Origin of the sequence: Paenibacillus sp. FSL R5-0519, assembly GCF_037974275.1 — a bacterium.
Taxonomy (GTDB): domain Bacteria; phylum Bacillota; class Bacilli; order Paenibacillales; family Paenibacillaceae; genus Paenibacillus.
Genome location: NZ_CP150234.1, coordinates 5,880,303 through 5,902,256, shown reverse-complemented (window position 1 = coordinate 5,902,256; position 21,954 = coordinate 5,880,303). Strand labels below are relative to the sequence as shown.

At 48.1% G+C, this 21,954-nt stretch carries 20 protein-coding genes; 16 read left to right on the top strand and 4 right to left on the bottom strand.

What is annotated here, in order from left to right:
- The first annotated feature begins 91 nt into the window (after positions 1-91).
- From MKY73_RS26470 to MKY73_RS26460, 3 genes are all read left to right on the top strand, one after another.
- The gene (locus MKY73_RS26470) at positions 92-388 is read left to right on the top strand and encodes a hypothetical protein (protein ID WP_339304288.1); all 297 of its coding nucleotides are present in this window, start codon (positions 92-94) and stop codon (positions 386-388) included.
- Between the two features lie 198 nt (positions 389-586).
- Positions 587-1,159: a GNAT family protein gene (locus MKY73_RS26465; protein WP_339304287.1), complete on the top strand. Its 573-nt coding sequence runs from the start codon at positions 587-589 to the stop codon at positions 1,157-1,159.
- A gap of 121 nt (positions 1,160-1,280) precedes the next feature.
- The gene (locus tag MKY73_RS26460; RefSeq protein WP_339261298.1) at positions 1,281-2,786 is read left to right on the top strand and encodes an MDR family MFS transporter; all 1,506 of its coding nucleotides are present in this window, start codon (positions 1,281-1,283) and stop codon (positions 2,784-2,786) included.
- Positions 2,787-3,184: 398 nt separating this feature from the next.
- On the opposite strand, the gene MKY73_RS26455 is transcribed toward MKY73_RS26460, so the two are convergent.
- The gene (locus tag MKY73_RS26455) at positions 3,185-3,646 is read right to left on the bottom strand and encodes a MarR family transcriptional regulator (RefSeq protein ID WP_339258681.1); all 462 of its coding nucleotides are present in this window, start codon (positions 3,644-3,646) and stop codon (positions 3,185-3,187) included.
- Between the two features lie 399 nt (positions 3,647-4,045).
- Between MKY73_RS26455 and MKY73_RS26450 the strand changes: the two genes are divergently transcribed.
- From MKY73_RS26450 to MKY73_RS26425, 6 genes are all read left to right on the top strand, one after another.
- The gene (locus MKY73_RS26450) at positions 4,046-5,377 is read left to right on the top strand and encodes an MFS transporter (RefSeq protein WP_339304284.1); all 1,332 of its coding nucleotides are present in this window, start codon (positions 4,046-4,048) and stop codon (positions 5,375-5,377) included.
- Positions 5,378-5,584: 207 nt separating this feature from the next.
- Positions 5,585-6,934 carry a hypothetical protein gene (locus tag MKY73_RS26445; RefSeq protein ID WP_339304282.1) on the top strand — a complete coding sequence of 450 codons (1,350 nt, stop codon included), beginning with the start codon at positions 5,585-5,587 and terminating at the stop codon, positions 6,932-6,934.
- Between the two features lie 49 nt (positions 6,935-6,983).
- Positions 6,984-8,414 carry a hypothetical protein gene (locus MKY73_RS26440; RefSeq protein ID WP_339304280.1) on the top strand — a complete coding sequence of 477 codons (1,431 nt, stop codon included), beginning with the start codon at positions 6,984-6,986 and terminating at the stop codon, positions 8,412-8,414.
- A 164-nt stretch (positions 8,415-8,578) separates the two neighbouring features.
- Positions 8,579-9,310 (top strand): ABC transporter ATP-binding protein, encoded by a 732-nt coding sequence (locus tag MKY73_RS26435; protein WP_339239401.1) that lies wholly within the window; start codon positions 8,579-8,581, stop codon positions 9,308-9,310.
- A gap of 19 nt (positions 9,311-9,329) precedes the next feature.
- Positions 9,330-10,577 carry an ABC transporter permease gene (locus MKY73_RS26430; RefSeq protein WP_339304278.1) on the top strand — a complete coding sequence of 416 codons (1,248 nt, stop codon included), beginning with the start codon at positions 9,330-9,332 and terminating at the stop codon, positions 10,575-10,577.
- Between the two features lie 274 nt (positions 10,578-10,851).
- Entirely contained in the window at positions 10,852-11,238 is a 387-nt protein-coding gene (locus MKY73_RS26425; protein WP_339304276.1) for a hypothetical protein, read from the top strand.
- Between the two features lie 183 nt (positions 11,239-11,421).
- Here the strand turns inward: MKY73_RS26425 and MKY73_RS26420 are convergent, their stop codons facing one another.
- Positions 11,422-12,690 carry an NAD(P)/FAD-dependent oxidoreductase gene (locus MKY73_RS26420; RefSeq protein WP_339304274.1) on the bottom strand — a complete coding sequence of 423 codons (1,269 nt, stop codon included), beginning with the start codon at positions 12,688-12,690 and terminating at the stop codon, positions 11,422-11,424.
- A 194-nt stretch (positions 12,691-12,884) separates the two neighbouring features.
- On the opposite strand from MKY73_RS26420, the gene MKY73_RS26415 reads away from it, so the two are divergent.
- The 3 genes from MKY73_RS26415 to nadE all read left to right on the top strand — a co-directional run bounded on the left by MKY73_RS26415 (position 12,885) and on the right by nadE (position 16,183).
- On the top strand, positions 12,885-14,579 hold the full coding sequence (locus MKY73_RS26415; RefSeq protein ID WP_339304272.1) for an ATP-binding protein: 1,695 nt from the start codon (positions 12,885-12,887) through the stop codon (positions 14,577-14,579).
- Positions 14,580-14,800: 221 nt separating this feature from the next.
- Positions 14,801-15,235, top strand: a complete 435-nt coding sequence (locus tag MKY73_RS26410; RefSeq protein WP_278297014.1) for a BrxA/BrxB family bacilliredoxin — start codon at positions 14,801-14,803, stop codon at positions 15,233-15,235.
- Between the two features lie 138 nt (positions 15,236-15,373).
- Entirely contained in the window at positions 15,374-16,183 is an 810-nt protein-coding gene (gene nadE, locus MKY73_RS26405; protein WP_339239406.1) for an ammonia-dependent NAD(+) synthetase, read from the top strand.
- Between the two features lie 159 nt (positions 16,184-16,342).
- Here the strand turns inward: nadE and MKY73_RS26400 are convergent, their stop codons facing one another.
- Positions 16,343-17,158, bottom strand: a complete 816-nt coding sequence (locus MKY73_RS26400; protein ID WP_339304270.1) for an alpha/beta fold hydrolase — start codon at positions 17,156-17,158, stop codon at positions 16,343-16,345.
- A gap of 248 nt (positions 17,159-17,406) precedes the next feature.
- Here MKY73_RS26400 and acpS point away from each other — a divergent pair, with 248 nt between their 5' ends.
- Both acpS and mutY read left to right on the top strand, forming a co-directional pair.
- Positions 17,407-17,805: a holo-ACP synthase gene (gene acpS, locus MKY73_RS26395; protein ID WP_339258692.1), complete on the top strand. Its 399-nt coding sequence runs from the start codon at positions 17,407-17,409 to the stop codon at positions 17,803-17,805.
- A gap of 29 nt (positions 17,806-17,834) precedes the next feature.
- Positions 17,835-19,199: an A/G-specific adenine glycosylase gene (gene mutY, locus MKY73_RS26390; protein ID WP_339304268.1), complete on the top strand. Its 1,365-nt coding sequence runs from the start codon at positions 17,835-17,837 to the stop codon at positions 19,197-19,199.
- A 324-nt stretch (positions 19,200-19,523) separates the two neighbouring features.
- Here the strand turns inward: mutY and MKY73_RS26385 are convergent, their stop codons facing one another.
- On the bottom strand, positions 19,524-20,135 hold the full coding sequence (locus MKY73_RS26385; protein WP_150364015.1) for a superoxide dismutase: 612 nt from the start codon (positions 20,133-20,135) through the stop codon (positions 19,524-19,526).
- A gap of 419 nt (positions 20,136-20,554) precedes the next feature.
- On the opposite strand from MKY73_RS26385, the gene MKY73_RS26380 reads away from it, so the two are divergent.
- Together MKY73_RS26380 and lepB are read left to right on the top strand one after the other, a co-directional pair.
- Positions 20,555-20,980: a GNAT family N-acetyltransferase gene (locus MKY73_RS26380; protein ID WP_278297013.1), complete on the top strand. Its 426-nt coding sequence runs from the start codon at positions 20,555-20,557 to the stop codon at positions 20,978-20,980.
- 323 nt (positions 20,981-21,303) lie between these two features.
- A complete protein-coding gene (gene lepB / locus MKY73_RS26375) occupies positions 21,304-21,909 on the top strand; it encodes a signal peptidase I (protein ID WP_339304266.1) in 606 nt (201 codons plus the stop codon).
- Positions 21,910-21,954 lie beyond the last annotated feature (45 nt).

Here is a 21,954-nt window from a genome sequence, read left to right as displayed (position 1 = left end):
TACCTGAAGAATCCTCCTGTTTCTCAGCTTCTCGCGTGGGGTAATTACTTAGCAACCACGGAGGGCTACAACCCGGGAAGGAGCTTGGCTTATGCATGCAGAGGTACAGAATCTATTTGTACGGATTCATCTACTATATTTCGCCCAAAATCAGGATTTGAACGTTAGCGAGGCGCTGCCCCTATTGGAAGAACGGGGATATCGCGTTGGAGAGCGGGAGATCAAGCAGGAGCTTGAACACCTGACACAGGAGAACTTCCTGACCGCCCACGGGGACCAATGGAGCCTAACCGGGACTGGTATTGAAGAATTCAAGGAAATCACCACTGTACTTGGCCGGGTTAGCGATGAATTGCTAGCGAAGGACAAGAAAACGTCCAAAGTTTAAAATTCAATCGGACAAGCACGATGACGTGATTCATTCAAACTTGAATGGATCCATACGGACAACAAGACCGGGAGCGACATTGGCCCGGTTTTTTGACGTATGTTCATGACTGAACAGTTGCCATTCGGCGCAGGTTATGATTAGATGACTAATGAATCTTATGGTCTGCGGAGATGGATCGGATCGGAGTGTCTTTATATGTATAAATGCAAAGGAAGAATTCCAGAAATGGAGACTGCGCGGCTTCGTCTGCGTAAAATGCGTCGCCGGGATGCGGCCCAGATGTTCGCATGCTGGTCAGATCGCGAGGTGACCCGTTACATGAATCTTGCACCCATGATTGGGACAAGCGAAGCGGCGGACATGATTGCACTGCTCAACCAAATGGCAGGGGAAGAGGACGCGATCCGCTGGGGGATCGAACTCAAAGAAACAGGCAGACTCATCGGCAGCTGTGGATTTAACACATGGCAGCTTGAAGGCGCATTCCGGGGAGAAATCGGTTATGAGCTGGGACGTGACTACTGGCGACACGGGTATATGACGGAGGCTTTCTCGGCATTGCTGCCGTTTGGATATGAGACCATGGGTCTTAATCGGATTGAAGCGCTGGTTGATCCGCGTAATGTGGCTTCCGGTGAGTTCCTGACGAACCGCGGCTTCACGCGAGAAGGGCTGCTGCGTCAGGTGCAACATACATCGACCGGATACAAGGATATGGTGATGTATTCGATGTTGTATGATGAGTTTCTTCGCAAGAAAAGTAAATAAAAGAAAAAATATATAATTGCTTTTGAATTTACACGTAAACGGAGAAACAGAACAAAGCTGAAGAAGCACCAATTATATAGAGAACAAAGAGAGAAGGGTTCGTGTGAATGCAACTGGAGGTTTGAAGCGCAGTTTCATCTTGACGGGGCTGTTGCTTGCAACATTTCTGTCAGCGATTGAAGGCACCGTAATTGGTCCGGCAGGGCCTACCATTGTCAGTGAGTTGGGGAGTGTACAACTGCTGAGCTGGATTTTCACCGCGTACCTGCTGACGATGGCTGTGAGTACGCCCATTTTCGGCAAAATTAGTGACTTGTATGGACGAAAGCCTGTATTTCTAATTGGCTGTGCCTTATTTTTACTGGGTTCACTCTTGTGCTGTCTGTCGCAGAATATGGAGCAATTGATCATTTTCCGTGCGATTCAGGGGATTGGTGCGGGGGCGGTAGTTCCTGTTACATTTACGATTATTGGGGATATCTACTCCATTGAAGAACGTGGCAAAATCCAGGGATGGATCAGCTCCGTTTGGGGGATTTCGTCTTTGGCAGGACCGCTGCTTGGCGGTTATTTTGTAGACAATCTTGGTTGGCAGTGGATCTTTGGTTTTAATGTGCCGTTTGGTCTGCTCGCGATGTGGTTTGTATTTCGTTACCTGAAGGAAGATATCTCTCCACGGACAGCCAAGATTGACTATGTCGGTGCGCTGACCTTCACGGTGGGCATTACCGCATTGTTATTTGTCCTGTCGGCTGGTGGGCAGTATTATGCCTGGAGTTCTCCGTTGATTGTAGGACTGAGTGTGGTTGCCGCTCTGTTTATTATTTTATTTTTTGTGGTGGAAAAAAGAGCTCAGGCCCCAATGGTTCCACTACATCTCTTTCGAATTCGGGACATTCGTGTGGCGAATATCGCCGGATTGTTAACCAGTACCCTGATGATCGGTCTGACCAGTTATTTGCCGCTCTGGGTGCAGGGGGTTCGGGGAGGCAATGCGACTGAATCGGGGTTGCTACTCGCACCGATGTCGGTCGGTTGGCTCATTGGTAGTGTGCTCGCAGGTCGTCTGCTGATGAAGATTGGATCACGGTTGACCGCATTGATTGGAGTAACCGGCATTGCGGTCGGATCGGGTGGACTCTTTCTGGTGGGAGGGACATCCCCGCAGGCTGTGCTATTTATTTTGACCTTTATTTATGGTCTCGGCTTCGGATTTGCGTTTACGATCTTTACCATTATCTCGCAGTCTTCCGTAGGATATAAGGAACGTGGTTCTTCTACGGCACTGCATACGTTCATGCGTACCTTGGGACAGACGATTGGTGCAGCAGCTTTTGGCACTTGGTTGAACTATCGGATCTCCACGTTGTCGAGTGAGCAGAATCTGGCTGAGGCCGGAATATCGGAGAATGATCTGAACGAACTGCTCGCACCACATACGGATGCAGCGCTATCGGATGATAAGTGGGCGCTACTGCGGAGTGTGCTGGAAGGAAGCTTGCATTCTTTATTTGTCATTATGTTTGTCATTGCACTGGTCTCCTGGGTAACGACGCTTGCTCTACGCAAACGTTTAATTGTACCCGAAGATGCAGATGCTCCACCGCAACCTCAGGGCTCGAAGTAAAAAGTGGATGTATACGAAAAACCGGATTCGCCGATGTCAGGCAAATCCGGTTTTTTTGTTGATTGGCACACATGCATTGGACTAGAATGTACCTTCACTCAGGAGAGGGATACGCTGGAGGATGTCCGAGTCAAAAGCATTTTGAAGTACATGCTCATCCTGGTGAATCTTCCAGACGAAATTTCTAAGGAACGGAGGACATCTTATTTGGCCTTCTGCCTGAAAAACACTTTGTATACGGCTGTTTATTCAAGGATAGCGTGTGTCAGATTCCTTAAAATGCTGCGAGCGCTTCAAACCCCTGAATATGACGTCACAGGTTCGTTAGGACTCCCGCTCCATATCTGCTCCAGAACATTCAGTTACGCTCCAGCTTTCGGCTGGTTTGAAGATAAGCTCTAGCTGTTCGCTGATAAACGGTCTGCAGAATGTGCAAGCCTTCCCAAAAGTTCGGACAGCAATTCCTTGTCTTCCTCACTCAGTCCACTGACAGCACGATCGATCTTCATCGCATAGCCTGGATAAATGTCATCCATGGTGCGCTGGCCTTCTTCCGTTAGTTCCACAAAAATGATCCGTCTGTCTTGCGGACAATGTTTGCGGTGCAACAATCCTTTTTGCTCCAGCTTATCAATCACATAGGTCACATTCCCACTTTGTAGCAGAAGCTGTGCACCAACCTGTTGAATCGGCTGAGCTCCTTTCATATATAACACTTCGAGCACCCCGTATGCAGTGGGGTTGAAGCCATGCACTTTGCTTCCGGATACAGCGTGTTCATTCACGCTCTTGAATGTCTGGGCCAAGGTGCGGTACAGATGAAGTGAACGTTCGGTTCCGATTTCTTGTAATTCCAGCATGCTGATCCCGCCTTTTCAGATTAGTTTTATAAGTTGAAATGATGAAGTTGCAACCTATCACGATGAGCATAGAACAACCTTCCAATCACTGTTATCCCCATCGTTATGCTGTTCATATAAAAAATAATTTCAACTTATATGTGTTGGTTAGTTGGTTAGTTATGTTTGAAGATTCAGGTTGTCACCATGGTTTAATTGTAAACTTCTATTTCTACGAAAAACATGCGATATGTCACAAGATTTGCATTTTTAGCATTTAAAATTTGATCATTCACCATACCGAAAAATCATCCTTGAGGTGCCGCTTCTTCTCCGCCTCTGGCAGGAGGTTGAGTCAAGCCCTGCTCTCTTATAATGAGTTCATATCATGAATTCGGAAGGTAATGGGGGAGAAGAAGCATGACAAGTGATTTAACGTTTGAAGGGCATCGACCGCTGAAGAATAACCGATCTTTTGTAACATTGATGGTAGCTCAGGCCATTTCCAATCTGGGAGATTGGCTGCATCTGCTCGCAATCCTGACCCTCGTGGGTATCCGCTGGAATGCAACGCCATGGGAGATTACATTTGTCACACTATCTGCAGCACTGCCTGTTCTGTTGACAGGGCCATTCGCGGGCACGCTTGCAGATCGTCTGAACCGAAAATGGCTGATGATTGTAGCTGATGGTGCACGGATCATCATCGTGGGTGTGTTGATTTTTGCTGATCAGATCTGGCACGTCTACATACTGCTTGTCCTCAAATCCCTGTTCGATGTCATTTTTTCGCCTGCGAAGAACGGAAAACTGAAAGAAATTGTACCTCATGAGCAGCTTGCGCAAGCTGTATCCATTAGCTCAATCATTGAACAGATGTCCAAAATTATCGGTCCAGCGCTTGGTGGGCTGTTGGTAGCCGCTTTTGGCATCACCTGGTGTTTTGTTCTCGATTCAGCGTCTTTTCTGATTTCCGGCATCATTTTATTGTGGATTCCTGGAACGCGGGTGATCCAATCTGCAATTCATAACGTAACAGAGGTAGAGGAAGAGACAGCTGGGGGTGTTCGCAACCGCCCTAAAGACTCTTTTTGGAAGGATACACAGGAGGGCATCCGCATGCTCGCATCTCTCCCTCATGTAGGAACGTCTCTGATCTTGCTTGCTTCAGCTATACTTTTTCTGCAATTTGCCGATTCACAGACCGTGGTGTTATTCAGACAGCTTCCCGGAATTTCAAGTGATCTGCTGGGATGGTGTGTGGCGGCCAGTGGTGTAGGTACATTAATTGCAGCGATGAGTGTGCGGAAGTGGAAGCATGCAGGGCATGTTTTGAAAATGGGTCTGGGTACCATACTCATGGGTCTGGTTATCGGTGGAGCCGGTGTTATTGTTGGGATTTGGCCGCACGCCGGGCTAGGTGCCAATCTGCTGCTAGCATCCCTCTTTGCCTTGGCAGGTGTTGGAATTGGGTTTGCGATTGTACCCTTTCAAATCCTGTTGCAGGAACAGACACCTGAGCCAATGACAGGCAGGGTATTTGGAACCGTGGGCAGCATTATGACAGCCAGTAATATTATGGGCCCGGTGGTAGGTGGATTCATGGTCACCTCATTCGGTGTAGTCCCAGCTTTTGTCTGTTCAGGCATTTTGCTGACCCTGCTTGGTTTGATTTATTTGATCAGACGCAACAGGGAAAAAGCCGATCTGAATGGCTCCATTGCCGCTAAGACCATGAGTGCAGGCGACTAAAAACATGCCGGATCTGTTCAGGTTAGAACAATTGAAATGAAGGTTTGAATTTACTTCAAATTTTAAGTTTTTGATTAAAAAGCGTTTGAGTAAACGCCTTCACGTTTAATGAGGAACAGGCAGAAATCCCTGTATTCTAATTATTCCTAGGGGAAAACTCATATGCCTTGTCCCACCAACGCAGTAGCGGAAAGGGGGTGAAGCAACTTGAATGTAAAGTTACCAAAATCCATAGTACGTCTTGGAAGCATACCACTGGCAATACTTGCAGGGACCTTGCTGCTGGGGTTTGGATCTTCGCATGTATATGCGGATGATGCTCAGATATCTTCTGAAAAACCGTCCAGCGGATTGTCGCTGAATCTGCTCTCACGCGATTCGGATGGCGGGTTGAACCTGACTCCGTCGGTATCCGTGTCCACACCATTATTGGATGTTGAAGTTCCGTCGATCAAAGCGAATGAATCCACGGGTAAGCTGAGTGTATCTGAGCTAAAAGTAGATACACCGCTTGGATCGGCCGGAACATCAGAGATAGGTATTGATGCGAAGAAGGGAACCGTTGAACTGCCGTCTGTACAGGCGGATACGCCGGTGATCAAAGCCGATGTATCAAGCAGTCAGGTGAATCTGAACGAAGGTACAGCTTCCTTGCCCGGGGTTACCGCAGAGGTACCCGAGGTAATCAAGGCAGAGACGTCTGCTGTGAAAACTAACCTTCGGCAGGGTAAGGTTGAATTACCTTCCGTGAAGGTGGATGTACCCGAGGTTACTTCGGTCAATATCTCTTCATCCCAAGTGGATCTGAGTAAGGGGAATGTCCAGCTACCTTCTGTGAAAGCAGAGGTTCCTGTTGTAGACGTATCCGCTGAACTCAATCCTGATCAGGAGAAGGTGGAGATTCCAAGTGTGAAGCCGGAACGGCCTGTAGTCACTCCGGAACAACAGCCGGTCGTTAAAACACCGAATGTTAAAACTTCCAATACGAGTGCACTCGCAGATCCTGTTTCATCACAGAACAACGTGGAAGGGCAGGACGCAGTTCAGGTTACGGGCAACGTGATTGAGGTCACCCCTGAACCAGGAGTACGTCCAGAACAACCTGTTGTCCCGCAGGCACTGCCTGTTGACGGAACCGATCTGACACAGGATTCCGATATCAATGCAGATTTGCCTGATAACGAGTTATTCCTCGTGGATCAGAACACTTCTAAACCATCTGTCACTGAACAAGTGCGGAGTAACCTGGAAGCCAATTCGAAACAAGATGATGATAATGCAGCATCTCCATTGCAGCCTCGCACAGAACGACCAACAAGTTGGTCTGTTGCGGCAACTTCTCCCGGAGCAGCGAATGCTTCCGCCGGGACAAGCTCCGGTGCGTCAGGTGTAACTGGAGGTGGAGCAACCGCTCCAGCAGCTGCACTTCCGGGAGCAACAACAGGTCTGGTTACGCCGGATTATGATTTTGCTTTCCGAATGGAACGCCTGGATGGGTTCAGTCAATGGTCACAGGCACCACCGGGACGACCGCCGCAATATAGCTCTTTCTCATAGACAACATTGGCGTTAATTCAACCAAAATTGAGAAGGAGTGTATATAATCATGAAAAAAGTGAATCGTTGGGTAAAATTGTCGGTATTGTCGGGTACGTTGGTGGCTGGATTGCTGGGAGCTTCGCAGGCAACTTACGCAGATAGCTATAGCAATAACAGTAATGGTAATCTGGATCTGAATGCAGGTTTGCGTCTGGAACTGGGATCTCTTCTGTCAGGACACCGTGACACAGGTTACGGTACCATTGGTAGCTATGGAGGTTCATCCAGTGCAAGCGGAGCATTGAATTTAGATCTTGGACTCAATGCCGGCTTATCCTCAGAGAGTACGAACCGATACAATGATCATTCTTCCGACCACACTGCTGAGCGTAGCAGTTCTGGCAAGCTAGGCCTTGGCTTGAATGCCAATGTATCGGGAGAAGGTACAACGATGAGCGATTATTCACGAGGCGGCGATGATCGGAACGTAAACAGCAGCTACGCGAGCGAAAGCCGTGGTGCGCTGGATCTGGGTCTGAACCTTAATGCGGAAGGTGAGAGTGCAACAATGACTCAAACTGAACGCACTAACAGCGTGAACGATCGTGAGCGCAACACGAGCAGTAACTTTACGAACGAAAGCCGTGGCGCCCTAGATCTGGGTCTGAACGCCAAAGCGGAAGGTGAGAGTGCAACAATGACTCAAACTGAACGCAACAACAGCGTGAACGACCGTGAGCGTAACACGAGCAGTAACTTCATGAATGAAAGCCGTGGAAGCTTGGATCTGGGTCTGAACGCCAAAGCGGAAGGAGAGAGTGCAACAATGGCTCAAACTGAACGCAACAACAGCGTGAATGACCGTGAGCGTAACACGAGCAGTAACTTCATGAATGAAAGCCGCGGTGCGCTGGATTTGGGTCTGAACGCCAAAGCGGAAGGAGAGAGTGCAACAATGGCTCAAACTGAACGCAATAACAGCGTGAAAGACAGCGAGCGTAACGTGAGCAAAAACGTTGCGAGCGAAAGCCGCGGTGCGCTGGATCTGGGTCTGAACGCGAAAGTGGAAGGTGAGAGTGCAACAATGGCTCAAACTGAACGTAACAACAGCGTGAACGACCGTGAGCGTAACACGAGCAGTAACTTCGCGAATGAAAGTCGTGGAAGCTTGGATTTGGGTCTGAACGCCAAAGCGGAAGGAGAGAGTGCAACAATGGCTCAAACTGAACGCAATAACAGCGTAAATGACCGTGAGCGTAACACGAGCAGTAACTTCATGAATGAAAGCCGTGGAAGCTTGGATCTGGGTCTGAACGCCAAAGCGGAAGGAGAGAGTGCAACGATGACTCAAACTGAACGCACTAACAGCGTGAACGACCGTGAGCGTAACACGAGCAGTAACTTTACGAATGAAAGTCGTGGAAGCTTGGATCTGGGTCTGAACGTAGATGCGGATGCAGAAAGTGAAACTACATCTGTGGTGGAGACAAATCGGTAATATGAGATTTTCACTGTAATATGAAGAAGCAGGGGCTCCGGAACCCCTGCTTCTTTTTTTGCCGAAATAAAAACGCTCAAAATGATCAAACAAACAGCTCACAACTCGTATACAATAAAATGAGTTGATCTAATAAGCCCCGAATCAGAACAGGAGTGTTCGATATGAAGATAGAGCATGGAGGTACAGTTACACAGGAGTCCATATTGGACGTACATATTACAGAGGCAGGATACGAGCCAGGACAATCGACCATTCGCAATATTCGAATGAATGTGGCACGAGGAGAGCTGGTAGGTATTATCGGTCCAAATGGTGCGGGCAAAAGTACCACGATCAAAACACTGCTTGGTCTGCTGGAACATGCAAACTATGAAGTGACAATTGGGGGAGATGGTCGCTATGCCTATATCCCGGAGCAACCGGTTTTTTACGAATATATGACCCTATGGGAACATCTTGATCTGGCCGCAGCAGCGTATGAAATGGAAGAAGAGGTCTTTGTCGCCAGAGCGGAGGAGTTGTTGGTTCGCTTCGGCATGGACCACGTTCGGAATGATCTTCCAGCCAGTTTTTCGAAGGGCATGCGGCAGAAAATGATGCTGATGATCGGTTTTCTGTCTTCGCCGGATATCTATATCGTGGACGAGCCGTTCATCGGATTGGACCCCCGTGCAACCAAGGATTTTCTGAAATTACTTGATGATGAACGCCGCCGTGGTGCTGGTGTGCTCATGTCTACGCATGTGCTGGATACCGCTGAACGAATCTGCGACCGATTTATTCTGATTGCTTCTGGCAGATCTGCTGCCGAGGGTACATTGGATGAGATCCGTGAAGTGGCAGGACTGCCGGGAGCCTCTTTGTTCGACTGTTTTGATATACTGACGACTTAGATAGAGAGGGTGAGAGAGGATGGAAACGTCCCGGCGTTATACACCACTTCGTTTATACAAGCGAAGACGCAAAGAGCATTTCAGGGAGCAGATGAAAAACCTCAGACTCGTCGTGGATTGGACGGTGTGGGTATACCTGCTTGTTCCGGGTCTGCTCTATCTGATTGGGTGGTACATGAGTTTATGGACCAAAATGCTGCCTGCATGGGCAACAGGATTACCACTTCCCGTACTGACCGGGCTAATTGACGTGGTCATGCTTACCGGGGGTGTGCTGATATTTGTGGAGGAAGCGGATGTATTGTTTTTGAAATCAAGGTCGTTGTGGATGCGCACCCTAATGAGGCAAGGGCTCTACCGGTCCTGTCTGCAACATCTGGGCAAGATGATCTTGGTTACAGCACTAACTGCTCCTCTGTGGTCCCGTATCTATGAGATGTCGAATCTCCAGATTGCACTTATGGCTGTCTGGTTCGGCGCAGTAGCTTCATTTCAAGCCATAACACTACATATCACGAAAGTTCGATATACGGGTTGGCGACGCTGGATTCGGATGGTCCCTCTCGTGATTGGCATAGGTTATATGACCATCCATGCGACATCATGGATGCATGGACAGACGTGGAAAATTATCTTTGGCATCGTGCTTATCATGCTTCTTCTGATCACCGTTGGACAGATGAGGCTGTTAATGAAGGGAACGTTTGAAGGGGATGTACGGGAGGATCTGCGGAGCAGGCTGCAGCTTACAGCTCTAATGTTAAGTCGGGCGGTGAGCAAGCCGAAAGCTCCACGAACACGGTCCATAATCTTCCGCAAACCACGGAAACTATTACGCAATCGTTCCATCGCGAATCGGACAGCAGAGATTGCGTTCAAGGCGTTTTTTCGGAACTCGGCCACGATGAAATTGTATTTGCAGCTTGGCGGACTATCCATTGCAGCAGTTGCATTACCCCCTTTTCCGGTCAATGTCATCGTGTGTGCGTTATTAATCATCATGCTGACGGTGATGTTTTATCGTTCCTGGGATGTTTTTGCAACGTCGGACTATGTTCAGCTTATAACGTATGACTCAGAGGCCCTGCATCGTGCAGGTTCTATGATGGTTCGAATGTTGTTTGTTCCGATTGGTATTCTGATGGGATTCTCGCTGGGATTGGCCTGGCTCGGCTGGATCGTGGGTATTCTGACAGCTGCAGGGGCGGTGGCCTTCGGACTTTGTGTGTTATCTATTGCCGGATGGGTTCGGCTTACACGTGCCTAGGCCGTGTCTCAAAAACTCGCTGAAGTTCATCTTTTACCGCCTTTTCGCCCCATGCTGTGTCACTTTCCCTTGACGTGCCCCGGCACGCCTGCGGGAAACTTCCTTGCTTGGAACGAAAATTCGGCAAAATCTGCTTCCTTCGGAGTTTTTAGACACGTCCTAAAGGAATTCCTTTCTAGTCAGAGCATATCACGCGCTGTAACTGACCATGCTATAGAAGAAAAATCTCATCTATGGGTGATGAGAGATTAGCTGTAGCAAGGAGGAAGAGATAATGATGAGGGATAATAGCGAACTACAGGTGCATTTCTCAGACGGTTCAGCGTTGAATGCCGCCAAGGCAACCTTGGAGGAATTGGGATATAAGCCATATCAGTCTGGCCCGCTGGAATTGTATATCCCTACAGATCGCCAAGATCCTCAGTCTGCTGTAGAGATTGTACAATCTCATGGGGGAAGTGCCGTATTTGCCTCGCAGACGGAAGAGCTGGATCAGTTTCAGAACATATCAATTCCGGCTCATCTCGTGAATGAGGACTGGAATGAGGGGTATGCGAGCGGAAACCAGGGAAGCCAGACGGAGCAGGGCAGACATAACTATAGTGAGGACCCGACATACGATGATTCGGCTGATGGATTCTCAGGCAGTGTCAAGGCATAGAAGGGAAAGATCACAAGCTAAGAGCGGTTCGTTCCGTCTTTCTAAAATGGAATAATGCCCAAAAAACCCCGATACTCCACAGACAGTGGATATCGGGGTTTTTGACATCTGAAGCAATTCATCGCTGATGATGCCAGTAGGCATGATTTGTAATCAAAAGCGGACTTTTTTGAACAACCTCTACTATAATGTAGCGTGTCTATACTCTGCCGCATGCATGCCAGCCGTATATCCGGTGGAGAAAGCAGCGGTGATATTATATCCGCCGGTGTAGCCGTGAATATCCAAAACTTCACCGCAAAAGAATAGTCCAGGCAGCAGCTTGGATTCCATTGTTTTTGGGTATATCTCCTTTAAGTGGATTCCTCCCCCAGTGACGAAGGCTTCTTTGAGCGATCTCGTTCCGTCTGCACGGAAGGTAAAAGCTTTCATTAGCCCGCACAAGTTGCTTAACATACCTTTGGGAAAATGGTGGAACGTGAGGTCATCGCTAATCTCTGCCCGTTTCATCATTAATGGAATCATGCGCTCTGGAACCCATGTTTTCAGTATGTTTTTGACAGCCTTGCGGGACTCTTGTTCGAGTACCTGTTGCACCTGTGCTTCCAATGCACCCAAGGACAGCTCCGGGAACAGATCAATGCTCATAATGACCTGTGGGTTTCCAGACTTCATCTGAACTTTGCGGATAAATTGGCTGCAGCGCAGTGCGACGGGTCCGGACACTCCAAAATGAGTGAAAATCATATCCCCGCGATGGGAGATGACCGTTTTTCCTTTGGCATCCACTACGGATAGAGCGATATCCCTCAAAGACAAACCTTGAAGTTCTTTGGACTGAATCCAACTTTCCCCAGACACAATAGGCACTTCGGTTGGATACAACTCCGTAATCGTGTGACCCGCAGCCTCAGCCCAGGGGTAACCATCTCCGGTTGATCCGGTTTGGGGTACGGATTTGCCGCCAGTAGCGATAATGACAGAGCGTCCAAGGATCGTTTTGCCGGACATCAATTTAACACCCTGTACTTGCTGACCGTTCTGAATGAGTTCCTTCACCGGTTCTTTGGTACGAATCTCAACGCCGAGGGAGACAATTTTGCCTACCAGCGCATCCACAACGGTTTTTGCTTTATCGGTTACTGGGAACATTCTGCCGTTGTCTTCTTCTTTCAGGGCGATTCCGAGATTCTCGAAGAAACGCATGATTCCCTGGTTGTCCAGATTCTGAAATGAACTATATAAAAAGCGTCCATTACCCGGAATGTGTCGGATGAGTTCATCCGTTTCCTTGGCATTGGTTACATTGCATCGACCTCCGCCAGATATGCCGAGTTTACGACCCAGTTGATCTCCTTTATCCAGCAGAAGCACGGATGCTCCGTGCTCGGCAGCAGCAACGCAAGCCATCAGGCCCGCGGATCCGCCACCAATTACAATGACATCATACATATGTTATTACCCTCTTTTTTCATTGATTTTGTCTGTTTTACGTAAACTGTGTCTACTCCTGGCTTTTTCTGAAATATAATGGAGTTGTGGCAGTTCTATTGTGCAGTCTTAAGGGATATATTGTAATATACTGTCGCCTATGTTTTAATCAGAAATACATGAGGGAATGTGCAGGCAGAGGAGGAGATGGCATTGTGGTTGCGTTAAAGGACATGCTTTTACAAGTACTGCTGGCAGGGACGGCGGTATTTCTGATTCCCTTATTCCGTCTGGTACTCTCCAAGCGGGCTATTGCCAAAATGGATCATGCCGGAACCGTTTATACCAGCTTTGCTGTGACAAGTGCCCTGAGCATGCTATTGTGTCTGCTATTTGCACTCTATGCAAGCCCGGTAGCTGTACCCATATCATTAAGTATTGTACCTGTGATACTTGTTATTTTGTATTGTAAAACCGCTATAGGCGTAACGCTGTCCATGCTACATATTCTCTTCTATTTTCTGTTTGCGCATCCCTATGATCTGTACGGATTTCTCCTTCATACGGGCATTCTTCTCTATCCTATTGTATGGTTGTCTGCCAAACGATTCAAGCATAATACACCTTCGCGCAAAATGACGATCCTCATTATCCTAATTACAATGGAACTGGTTGTAACGAGTCTGTTATGGATCGCATCCCTCCAGAATGAATCCACGTACTCTGCAACCTACCTGATACTTACAGCTCTTGGATATACCGCAGGAGCCATTGTTGCGGGCATTCTGAGTCTGCTATGGCTGGAACGGATGAAGCACTATCGCGGACTGGAGCAGCATCTCTCGGAAGTACACAACCGATACATAGACGAATCGGAGAAACTTCATCAGATTCTGAACGCAGTGCCGCTCTCCATTGCCACCGTAGATAAACAAGGCACAGTGATGTTTGTTAATGAGATGATGAAGCAAATGGCAAGAGAACAGCTTCCCTGTACCTCCACCCCCGATCTCATTGGACAGCCTGCCACTCAATTTGTTGAACAAGGTCAGGCGGACAAGATGGATAAAAGCATTCGCAGAGCCGTCGTTCATGGTGAGATTAGTGGATTGACCGTTCGTTACGGTGCAAACGTCTTGCAATCCCGAACCGTTCCGATCTATGCCTTTTCAACAGAGTCTGCGAGAGAAGTAACAGGAGCCATGCTGATCATTCAGGATATCACGGAGCTTGAGATGCTGCGAAGTGAACTCGATAATGTGGATCGTCTCAGTCTGGTAGGGCAGATGGCTGCAAGCATTACGCATGAGGTGCGTAATCCCATGGCAGTTGTGCGGGGCTTTCTTCAACTGATGCAGGAAAAGAGTCCGGACTCCCTGGATCACTATTACCGGATCGTTCTGGAAGAGCTGGATCGGGCCAACAGTATCATTAATGATTTTTTGTCTCTGGCTCAGAATCGTATTGCCGAGAAAGAGGAATCCCAGCTGCACGATATCATACATGAACTCAGTCCATTGTTATGGGCGGATGCGAACCTGCGTGGTCAGAGTATTGAACTCATGCTCGCCCATAATGTGCCGAAGCTGCATCTCAATTCAAAGGAAATCAAACAGGTGGTGTTGAACCTGGCCCGTAACGGGATGGAAGCCATGAATGAGAAGGGTGTGCTTACGCTGGAAACGCGGATCGTGGATGATAAGGTGGAACTGTGTGTACGTGACACAGGACCGGGTATACCCCGGGTGAAGAAGGAAAAGCTGTTTGAACCTTTTTACACGACAAAAGCCAAGGGAACCGGACTTGGATTGTCGATGTGCCTGAGTATTGTGGAACGACATAATGGAACCATTACTGTGGAATCGGAGGAAGGTCAGGGTACCACGTTCAAAGTGGCATTTGAACGTTAGTCATTCAGCATATTTTGCCAGACAATGAGACATAATATTATAGAAGAAGCCTTTCCGCAGGCGGTTTCTGAATCTTGCTTTCATTGCTTATGGATGTATAATAGGAATAGCACCTCATTACATCCATAATGTTCGATATGAATGTAACGTTGTTTTGGAGAGTTATTCGCCTTTAATTCGATCGAGATCATAGAACAACCATTTATAAGGAGTGAAACCGAATGTCAATGTCATTTGATCAATACATGAAAGATATGGTTCAACCGATGCGGGATGAGTTAACTCGTCTAGGAATCCAGGAGTTGCGTACTCCTGAAGAAGTGGAAGCAAGTCTTCCGGATGCAAAAGGAACAGCACTGGTTGTCATTAACTCTGTCTGCGGATGTGCCGCAGGTCAATGCCGTCCAGGGGTGTCCCAAGCACTTCAACACGATATTACACCGGATCACCTGTACACTGTATTTGCTGGTCAGGACAAGGAAGCAACTGCAAAAGCACGTGAATTCTTTGCACCGTATCCTCCATCTTCACCGTCCATCGCTCTGATGAAAGACGGAGAACTCGTTCACTTTATCGAGCGTCATCAAGTGGAAGACCGTTCTGCAGAGGAAATTGCGGCTGATCTGACAAATGCATTTGAACGTTATTGCCGTTAATTCGCTCCATAGAACGCCCCGCCCTTCGGATCACCGATGCCGGGGCGTTTCATTTTGGATAGATAAGGTTATTGAACCATTCGGACCTTTCAAGATGGACATCAAATTTCATTAATTTAGAAACGGGGTGTGTGAACGATGAGTTTGCAACAACAGATCATCGCTGAATTGAAGGTTAAACCAAGCATTAATGAAGAAGAGGAAGTACGCAAGCGTGTTGATTTTCTGAAGACGTATGTTAAAAATGCGGGTGCCAAGGGTTTGCTGATTGCGATCAGCGGCGGTATTGACAGTGCAGTGGCAACGGCGCTTTGCAAAAAAGCGACGGACGAGCTTACGGAAGAGAATAAACAAGAGTACAAAACGCTGGGTGTGTTCCAACCGTATGGTGAACAGTCCGATATCGACCACAGCTACGCTGTAGCGAAAGCATACGATCTGAAGCATGTTGTGGAAACGAATATTGAAGATGCGGTGAACGAGATTGCACTGGAAGTGGAGCAAGGATTCAAATCCTTGGGCAGCCCACGCCATATGACTCACCAAGGCAAAGGTAACGTTAAGGCGAGAACTCGTATGGTGATGCAATATGCGCTTTCGTTTGAAGAAAACCTGCTCGTTGTAGGTACGGATCATGCGTCCGAAGCCATCACGGGATTCTATACCAAATGGGGCGATGGTGCTGTCGATATCACACCACTGAGCACGCTGAACAAACGTCAGGTACGCCAGCTGGCAGCATATTTGAAAGTGCCACAGGCTATTTTGGACAAGGCACCATCTGCAGGGCTATGGGAAGGTCAGACGGACGAAGATGAGCTGGGAATTTCGTATGAAGCGAACAGTGATTATCTCGAAGGAAAACAGATCGATCCGGCTGCCCAAGAGCGCCTCGAAGCGTTCTATACGCGTACACATCACAAACGCAATGCCATTCCGGGTATCTAATACGGATGGATGAGCAAGCTTGTTATAAGCTGTTAACACCAATATTGAAATACATTCCCTCTTAGGGAATGCAAAAGAGTCACTGCTCACGCAGTGACTCTTTTTTTATGTGGAACGAGAAACTGCAAAAATCCAGGTGACTACAATATTAAAGAAGAGTTAGCTACTCCAGTCTTTGATCTGTTGCAGGGTCTGGGTGATGGCTTGTTCCAGTTGCGGAGTTGTTTCTTTAAATGGATGAATAGTATTGAAGGTATGGTTTCCCTCATTAATCTGGTGCCATGGTATATCAGGACGGGCTTGAACAAGTGCAGCAGAACCGTCCCGCAGACGCTGCGGATCTTCCGTTCCCTGAATGAGTGCGACTCGCAAAGGTGAAGAAGACAAGCGGTCAATAATAGCATAACGTTCGCTATGCTTGTCCAGGTCTTCCAGTATAGACACGTCCAGTGGCATCTGCTGACCTGTACGTCCGTTAACGACATGGCTGCGGCCCTGGGTGCGCATTTCTTCTTTTTGCTCCGCTGTGAAAAGATCCAGATTGGTTACGCCATTCCAGGAGATGACACCTGCCACTTGCTCGGGATGATCCAGTGCATAGACGAGACTTACGCCCGCACCGCGACTATGCCCAACCAAATATACCGGAAGTCCGGTGAATTCAGGTTGTGTAGCTACATGCTCCAGTACCAGGGCCAGATCGGCAAGCTCCCGGCTGTAGGTATTCACTGCGAACTTTTCCAGTTCGGAGAATTGCTCCGGATATTCACCGATACCGTTGTGAGAGAAATTAAAGGTCAATACATGATGCGTTTGGCTTAGCTGTGAAGCTGCGTAAGGGAACATGCCCCAGTCTTTGAAGCCTTTGTATCCGTGAGACAGAATGATGACGCCCTGAGCGGGGTGTTGTGCAGGGAAAAAGTCGCCGCGAATGATAGCATCTACGTCAGTGGGCAATTCAAAGGTGATGGGCATTGTTCAGACCTCCTCAAAATTTCAGACGATTCCTGATTTATATTTTAGCATATATGGTAATGCCGATAGGTACTCGCTTCTGGACGCCCCTCCTGCTACAATAGAATACGTGTTCGGAGAGTTACGGATCATGTGATTGAATGGGGATATTTTACAATGCATGTTCAAAAAGAGCGGTTTTCAGTCCAAGAAGATGGGACTTTTGAACAACCTCTTACAGTATAAAAGATTAAGCGGGTGAAGCGTTGATGATATATGGCATTGGCAATGATGTGCTGGAGATTGGACGTATGCGGAAGCTGCTGTCCGGTCGCCATGCGGAAGCTTTTTTGAAACGAATATTAACGCCAGCAGAGCGGGAGATTGCGTTCCATCGGGGGAAGCGGATGACGGAGTTTGTATCCGGTCGATTTGCAGCGAAAGAAGCGGTGTCCAAGGCATTTGGGTGCGGTATTGGTGGCATTATGGGCTTTACTGACATCGAAGTGCTGCCTGATGGGACAGGACGTCCGGTGGCCTCGCTGTCCAGTCAGGCCTGGGAACGCCTGCAACTGCCATACGACAAACAATATGACATACATTTGAGCATTACGCATCAGACGGAATTGGCAGCGGCCTTTGCGATTGTAGAACAGATGGAAAAGTAGCTAGCTTGGCAATAGGAGAGGACGGAAATATGGGTTTACAGGAACAGAAACAACACTTCAGCGTGAATTTGCTGGACTGGTATATGATCAACCGACGGGATTTGCCGTGGCGTCGCCACAACAATCCGTATTTTACGTGGGTATCAGAGATTATGCTTCAGCAGACACGGGTCGATACGGTCATTCCGTATTTCAATCGTTTTATCGGGAATTTTCCGACCGTGCAGGCACTTGCGGAAGCACCCGAGGAGGATGTTCTGAAAAATTGGGAGGGACTCGGCTATTACTCCCGTGCACGTAATCTTCAGGCGGCTGCGAGACAAGTCATGGAGCTGCACGGAGGCGAGATGCCTCAGGACAAACAGGCTGTCTTTGCATTAAAAGGGGTTGGCCCGTATACTGCCGGGGCCATTCTGAGCATTGCCTTCAACCAGCCGCAGCCTGCGGTAGATGGCAATGTTATGCGGGTCCTGTCCCGATACTTCCTCATTGATGAGGACATTATGAAGGGCAGCACCCGGGTGCTTATGGAAGAGCTCGCAGGAGAGCTCATTCCGGAAGGGCGAGCGCGTGATTTCAATCAGGCGCTGATGGAACTTGGCGCGCTGGTGTGCACGCCAAAAGCGCCGCATTGCCTGACTTGTCCGGTCATGGAGCAATGTTCCGGCCGCATTGCCGGAAGAGAGCTTACGCTGCCGGTCAAGACCAAGGCGAAGCCGCCGCGCCCTGAGCAGCGGCTGGTCGCGATTGTGGAGGGCCGCGGGGATCACCGCGGCCAAGTGCTTGTGCGCCAGCGCCCAGACACGGGCCTGTTGGCCCGCATGTGGGAGCTGCCGCATGTGCTCGCGGCGCCCGCCGCAGCCAGCAAGAAGGCGGCGCCGCTGGCGGATGAGCCGGCCATGGCCTTGCTGGCCGGCAGTCTGTGGGCGGAAGGCTTCGCTGCCCGCCCTGAAGGGCTGGCTACCCATGCGGAGCATGTGTTCAGCCACATTGTCTGGAGCCTGCAGGTGTACAAGTGTACCGAGCAGGACCAGAGTAGTGAGCTTTCGCTGATCGCAGCGGAAGCCAGGGCCGCCTACGATGCACAGGCGGCAACGAAGGAGGGCACAGACTCTTCTGCTGTGTCACCTGAGTCAGAGACAACACATTCATCGCAGCAAGGCACGCCTAATGCGCAGAACATCAACTCAGCATCGCTTAATGATGAAGAGATGTTGGCACCATCTGATGGTAGTGACCTAGCGCTGAGCACTCCGATATTGACAGGTAAAGGCGATGGCTTGATCTACCGCTGGATCGGTCCGGAAGACATGGATAAGATGGCATTCCCCAATATATTTCTGAAGCTGATCAGCAGTTATTTTGCCGGTGCGTATGATCAAGTGAATGATTAAATGGGGGAGCCTAACGAACTCCAGAGGTCTTATCATGCGGATAAACCACAATGATAAATTCTACGAACCTGAGTGACGTTATCATAGCCAAATCAACCCATAAGTGCGCATTAAAGCCCATATTGTGGGGAATAGCTACTCTGTGATTCGTTAGGTTCGCGATACGATGAAATTTGGAGCAATAGCGTGTCCTTGGTTCGTTAGAGAAAAATAACCATAACCATAACCAACTATAGCGATGGCGATAGCAAAAAGAGAGCCTGATCACGGTCACGATGACCGAATCAGGCTCTCTTTTATGTCAACTGTTGCATGCAAACAGTCTTATTTTGCAGAAGCGTAACGTTTGTTCACTTCATCCCAGTTGATTACATTCCAGAAAGCTCCGATGTAATCAGGACGTTTGTTTTGATATTTCAGGTAGTAAGCGTGCTCCCATACATCCAGACCCAGAACCGGAGTCAGACCTTCGAAGAGAGGGCTGTCTTGGTTAGGTGTGCTAGTGATGGACAACTTGCCATCTTTGCCAACTACGAGCCAAGCCCAGCCGGAACCGAAGCGAGTTGTAGCTGCTTTAGCGAAATCTTCTTTGAATTTATCAAAGCCACCCAGTTCGCTATCAATAGCTGCTGCGATGTCGCCTGTAGGAGCGCCGCCGCCGTTAGGTCCGATGATTTCCCAGAACAAGCTGTGGTTAGCATGTCCACCACCATTGTTGCGAACCGCTGTGCGGATGCCTTCAGGTACGCTGTCAAGGTTAGCAATCAGATCTTCCAAGCTTTTTTCTTGCAGTTCAGGAGCGCTTTCCAGAGCTGCGTTCAAGTTCGTTACATAAGTATTGTGATGGCGATCGTGGTGAATTTCCATCGTTTGTGCATCGATATGTGGTTCCAATGCGTCGTTAGCGTAAGGAAGTGCCGGTAATTGAAAAGCCATAATGAAATACCTCCTGAGATTTTAGGTTTTTTTTAAATCAGGTACATATGTAATAATACCCTTGCCACTAATATTAAACCGCATTCGGGCTAATTAAGCAACATTTTTGTTTATTAAGTCCCCCGAGGCGTTGATCTAATGATGGGCCAGAGATAACAAACATATTTTACCCATTATGCAACTATTTATGTGTTTTCAGGCGTTTGATTAGCGGAAAAGTTTAATATTCGTATGTAAACGGTTACAATTAAGCGCTTTCAAAAGAAAATGCGTGTTTTATGGAGAAAAGTATGGTTTAATTGACGAAGAAGCGGTATTTTCTCGTTTTTTGTCATTATATGAACATTGGGTTTTTGGTAAAAAGGAATTCCTTTTTGTAAAAAACCTCATCTAAGCTAACGAAAAGGGAGATTTAAGACATGCACGTTCGTTCCTTTCAGTTGAGTGATGCAAGCCAGATGACGGAGCTTCTCCAGGTTGCACTATCGGAAGAGTGTTATGAGAACACGATGGGCCCGTTTGCCCGTCAATTGTCATGGGATTCTGACCTGATCATGGTTGCGGAAGAAGAGGGAGACCTCGTCGGCGCTTTGATCGGTACGATTGATCAAAACCAGGGTTGCATCTACCGTATTGCGGTACATCCAGACTATCGTCGCCGTGGAGTCGGCAAAACACTTGTCGAGGCTATGGAACAAAGGTTCCAGCAGCGTAAAGTCAGCCAGGTATGGGTGGCGGGTGATGAGCACAACAAAGTAGCCATGCCTCTGTATGAAGCTATGGGTTACGGTGCCAATCAGATTATGAGCGCTTTCCAGAATCTTAGTATTTTGTCTAAAGCTTAGTTTGCATGTTTAAAAAGAAATAAAAAAAGATGTTCATTTCATATTAGGCATATCTCTTTAACGTGTAAGAACGTAAGAGATGTGCCTTTCTATTTGTATGAACGACCTTTACGTAATATTCCTCTGATTTTCTCATTCTCTGAACACGCTTCGGTGTCTCCCATTCAATTAGACCACTGCGCCTAACCCGGCTATACACATGATATCCAAGGTATTGGTGCTCATAACCAATTGTTTCACTCTTCCAAATGAAGTAGACTGAAGGGGAGTATGATCATCATTGTGCAAGCTTAATTCAACTAATTAATAAATGAGGTGTCCCTTTGAATTCCAATCATCATTCAATGGAACATATGGCTTCCGAGGAACGTAATCAACCGCCAAAGCCTGAACAACCGGAGAAATCCTGGGTGGTCGAGCTGTGGGACTGGGTCAAAACGATTGTTGTTGCTTTTGTCATCATGATGCTGCTTAACCTGTTTGTGTTTAATCTGTCGATGGTCAAGGGACAGTCCATGCAGCCGACATTGGTTGAGCGAGATCGTCTTTTCGTGAACAAAATTGTATATCATCTAGATACACCTTCCCGATCCGATGTGATTGTACTTCGTGATCCAAGTGAAGGTGTGGAGAAGAAGGATTTTCTGGTAAAACGGATCGTAGGACTTCCGGGAGATACCATTGAAGTCAGGGACCACCATCTGTATGTGAACGGCGAGCAGCAAGCGGAAACGTACACCGATATTGAGGTGCAAGACCCGGATTTTGGCCCAATCACACTGGAGCCGGATCATTTCTTCGTGATGGGAGATAATCGTCATGAAGGCAAAAGTAAGGATAGCCGAGTGTTTGGCAGTATTACATCCGACCAGATTGTGGGCAAGGCTGAATTTATTTTCTGGCCGTTTTCTGAATTGAAGAAATTGTAAAATGCTGACAGGACAACAACTTCAGACTGCATTTTGCGTTAAACC

Excerpts from the sequence above, each read along its gene's own strand:
- MKY73_RS26470 (WP_339304288.1), top strand. The coding sequence starts at position 92 with ATGCATGCAGAGGTACAGAATCTATTTGTACGGATTCATCTACTATAT.
- MKY73_RS26465 (WP_339304287.1), top strand. The coding sequence starts at position 587 with ATGTATAAATGCAAAGGAAGAATTCCAGAAATGGAGACTGCGCGGCTT.
- MKY73_RS26455 (WP_339258681.1), bottom strand. The coding sequence starts at position 3,646 with ATGCTGGAATTACAAGAAATCGGAACCGAACGTTCACTTCATCTGTAC.
- MKY73_RS26450 (WP_339304284.1), top strand. The coding sequence starts at position 4,046 with ATGACAAGTGATTTAACGTTTGAAGGGCATCGACCGCTGAAGAATAAC.
- MKY73_RS26440 (WP_339304280.1), top strand. The coding sequence starts at position 6,984 with ATGAAAAAAGTGAATCGTTGGGTAAAATTGTCGGTATTGTCGGGTACG.
- MKY73_RS26435 (WP_339239401.1), top strand. The coding sequence starts at position 8,579 with ATGAAGATAGAGCATGGAGGTACAGTTACACAGGAGTCCATATTGGAC.
- MKY73_RS26430 (WP_339304278.1), top strand. The coding sequence starts at position 9,330 with ATGGAAACGTCCCGGCGTTATACACCACTTCGTTTATACAAGCGAAGA.
- MKY73_RS26425 (WP_339304276.1), top strand. The coding sequence starts at position 10,852 with ATGATGAGGGATAATAGCGAACTACAGGTGCATTTCTCAGACGGTTCA.
- MKY73_RS26420 (WP_339304274.1), bottom strand. The coding sequence starts at position 12,690 with ATGTATGATGTCATTGTAATTGGTGGCGGATCCGCGGGCCTGATGGCT.
- MKY73_RS26410 (WP_278297014.1), top strand. The coding sequence starts at position 14,801 with ATGTCAATGTCATTTGATCAATACATGAAAGATATGGTTCAACCGATG.
- nadE (WP_339239406.1), top strand. The coding sequence starts at position 15,374 with ATGAGTTTGCAACAACAGATCATCGCTGAATTGAAGGTTAAACCAAGC.
- MKY73_RS26400 (WP_339304270.1), bottom strand. The coding sequence starts at position 17,158 with ATGCCCATCACCTTTGAATTGCCCACTGACGTAGATGCTATCATTCGC.
- acpS (WP_339258692.1), top strand. The coding sequence starts at position 17,407 with ATGATATATGGCATTGGCAATGATGTGCTGGAGATTGGACGTATGCGG.
- mutY (WP_339304268.1), top strand. The coding sequence starts at position 17,835 with ATGGGTTTACAGGAACAGAAACAACACTTCAGCGTGAATTTGCTGGAC.
- MKY73_RS26385 (WP_150364015.1), bottom strand. The coding sequence starts at position 20,135 with ATGGCTTTTCAATTACCGGCACTTCCTTACGCTAACGACGCATTGGAA.
- MKY73_RS26380 (WP_278297013.1), top strand. The coding sequence starts at position 20,555 with ATGCACGTTCGTTCCTTTCAGTTGAGTGATGCAAGCCAGATGACGGAG.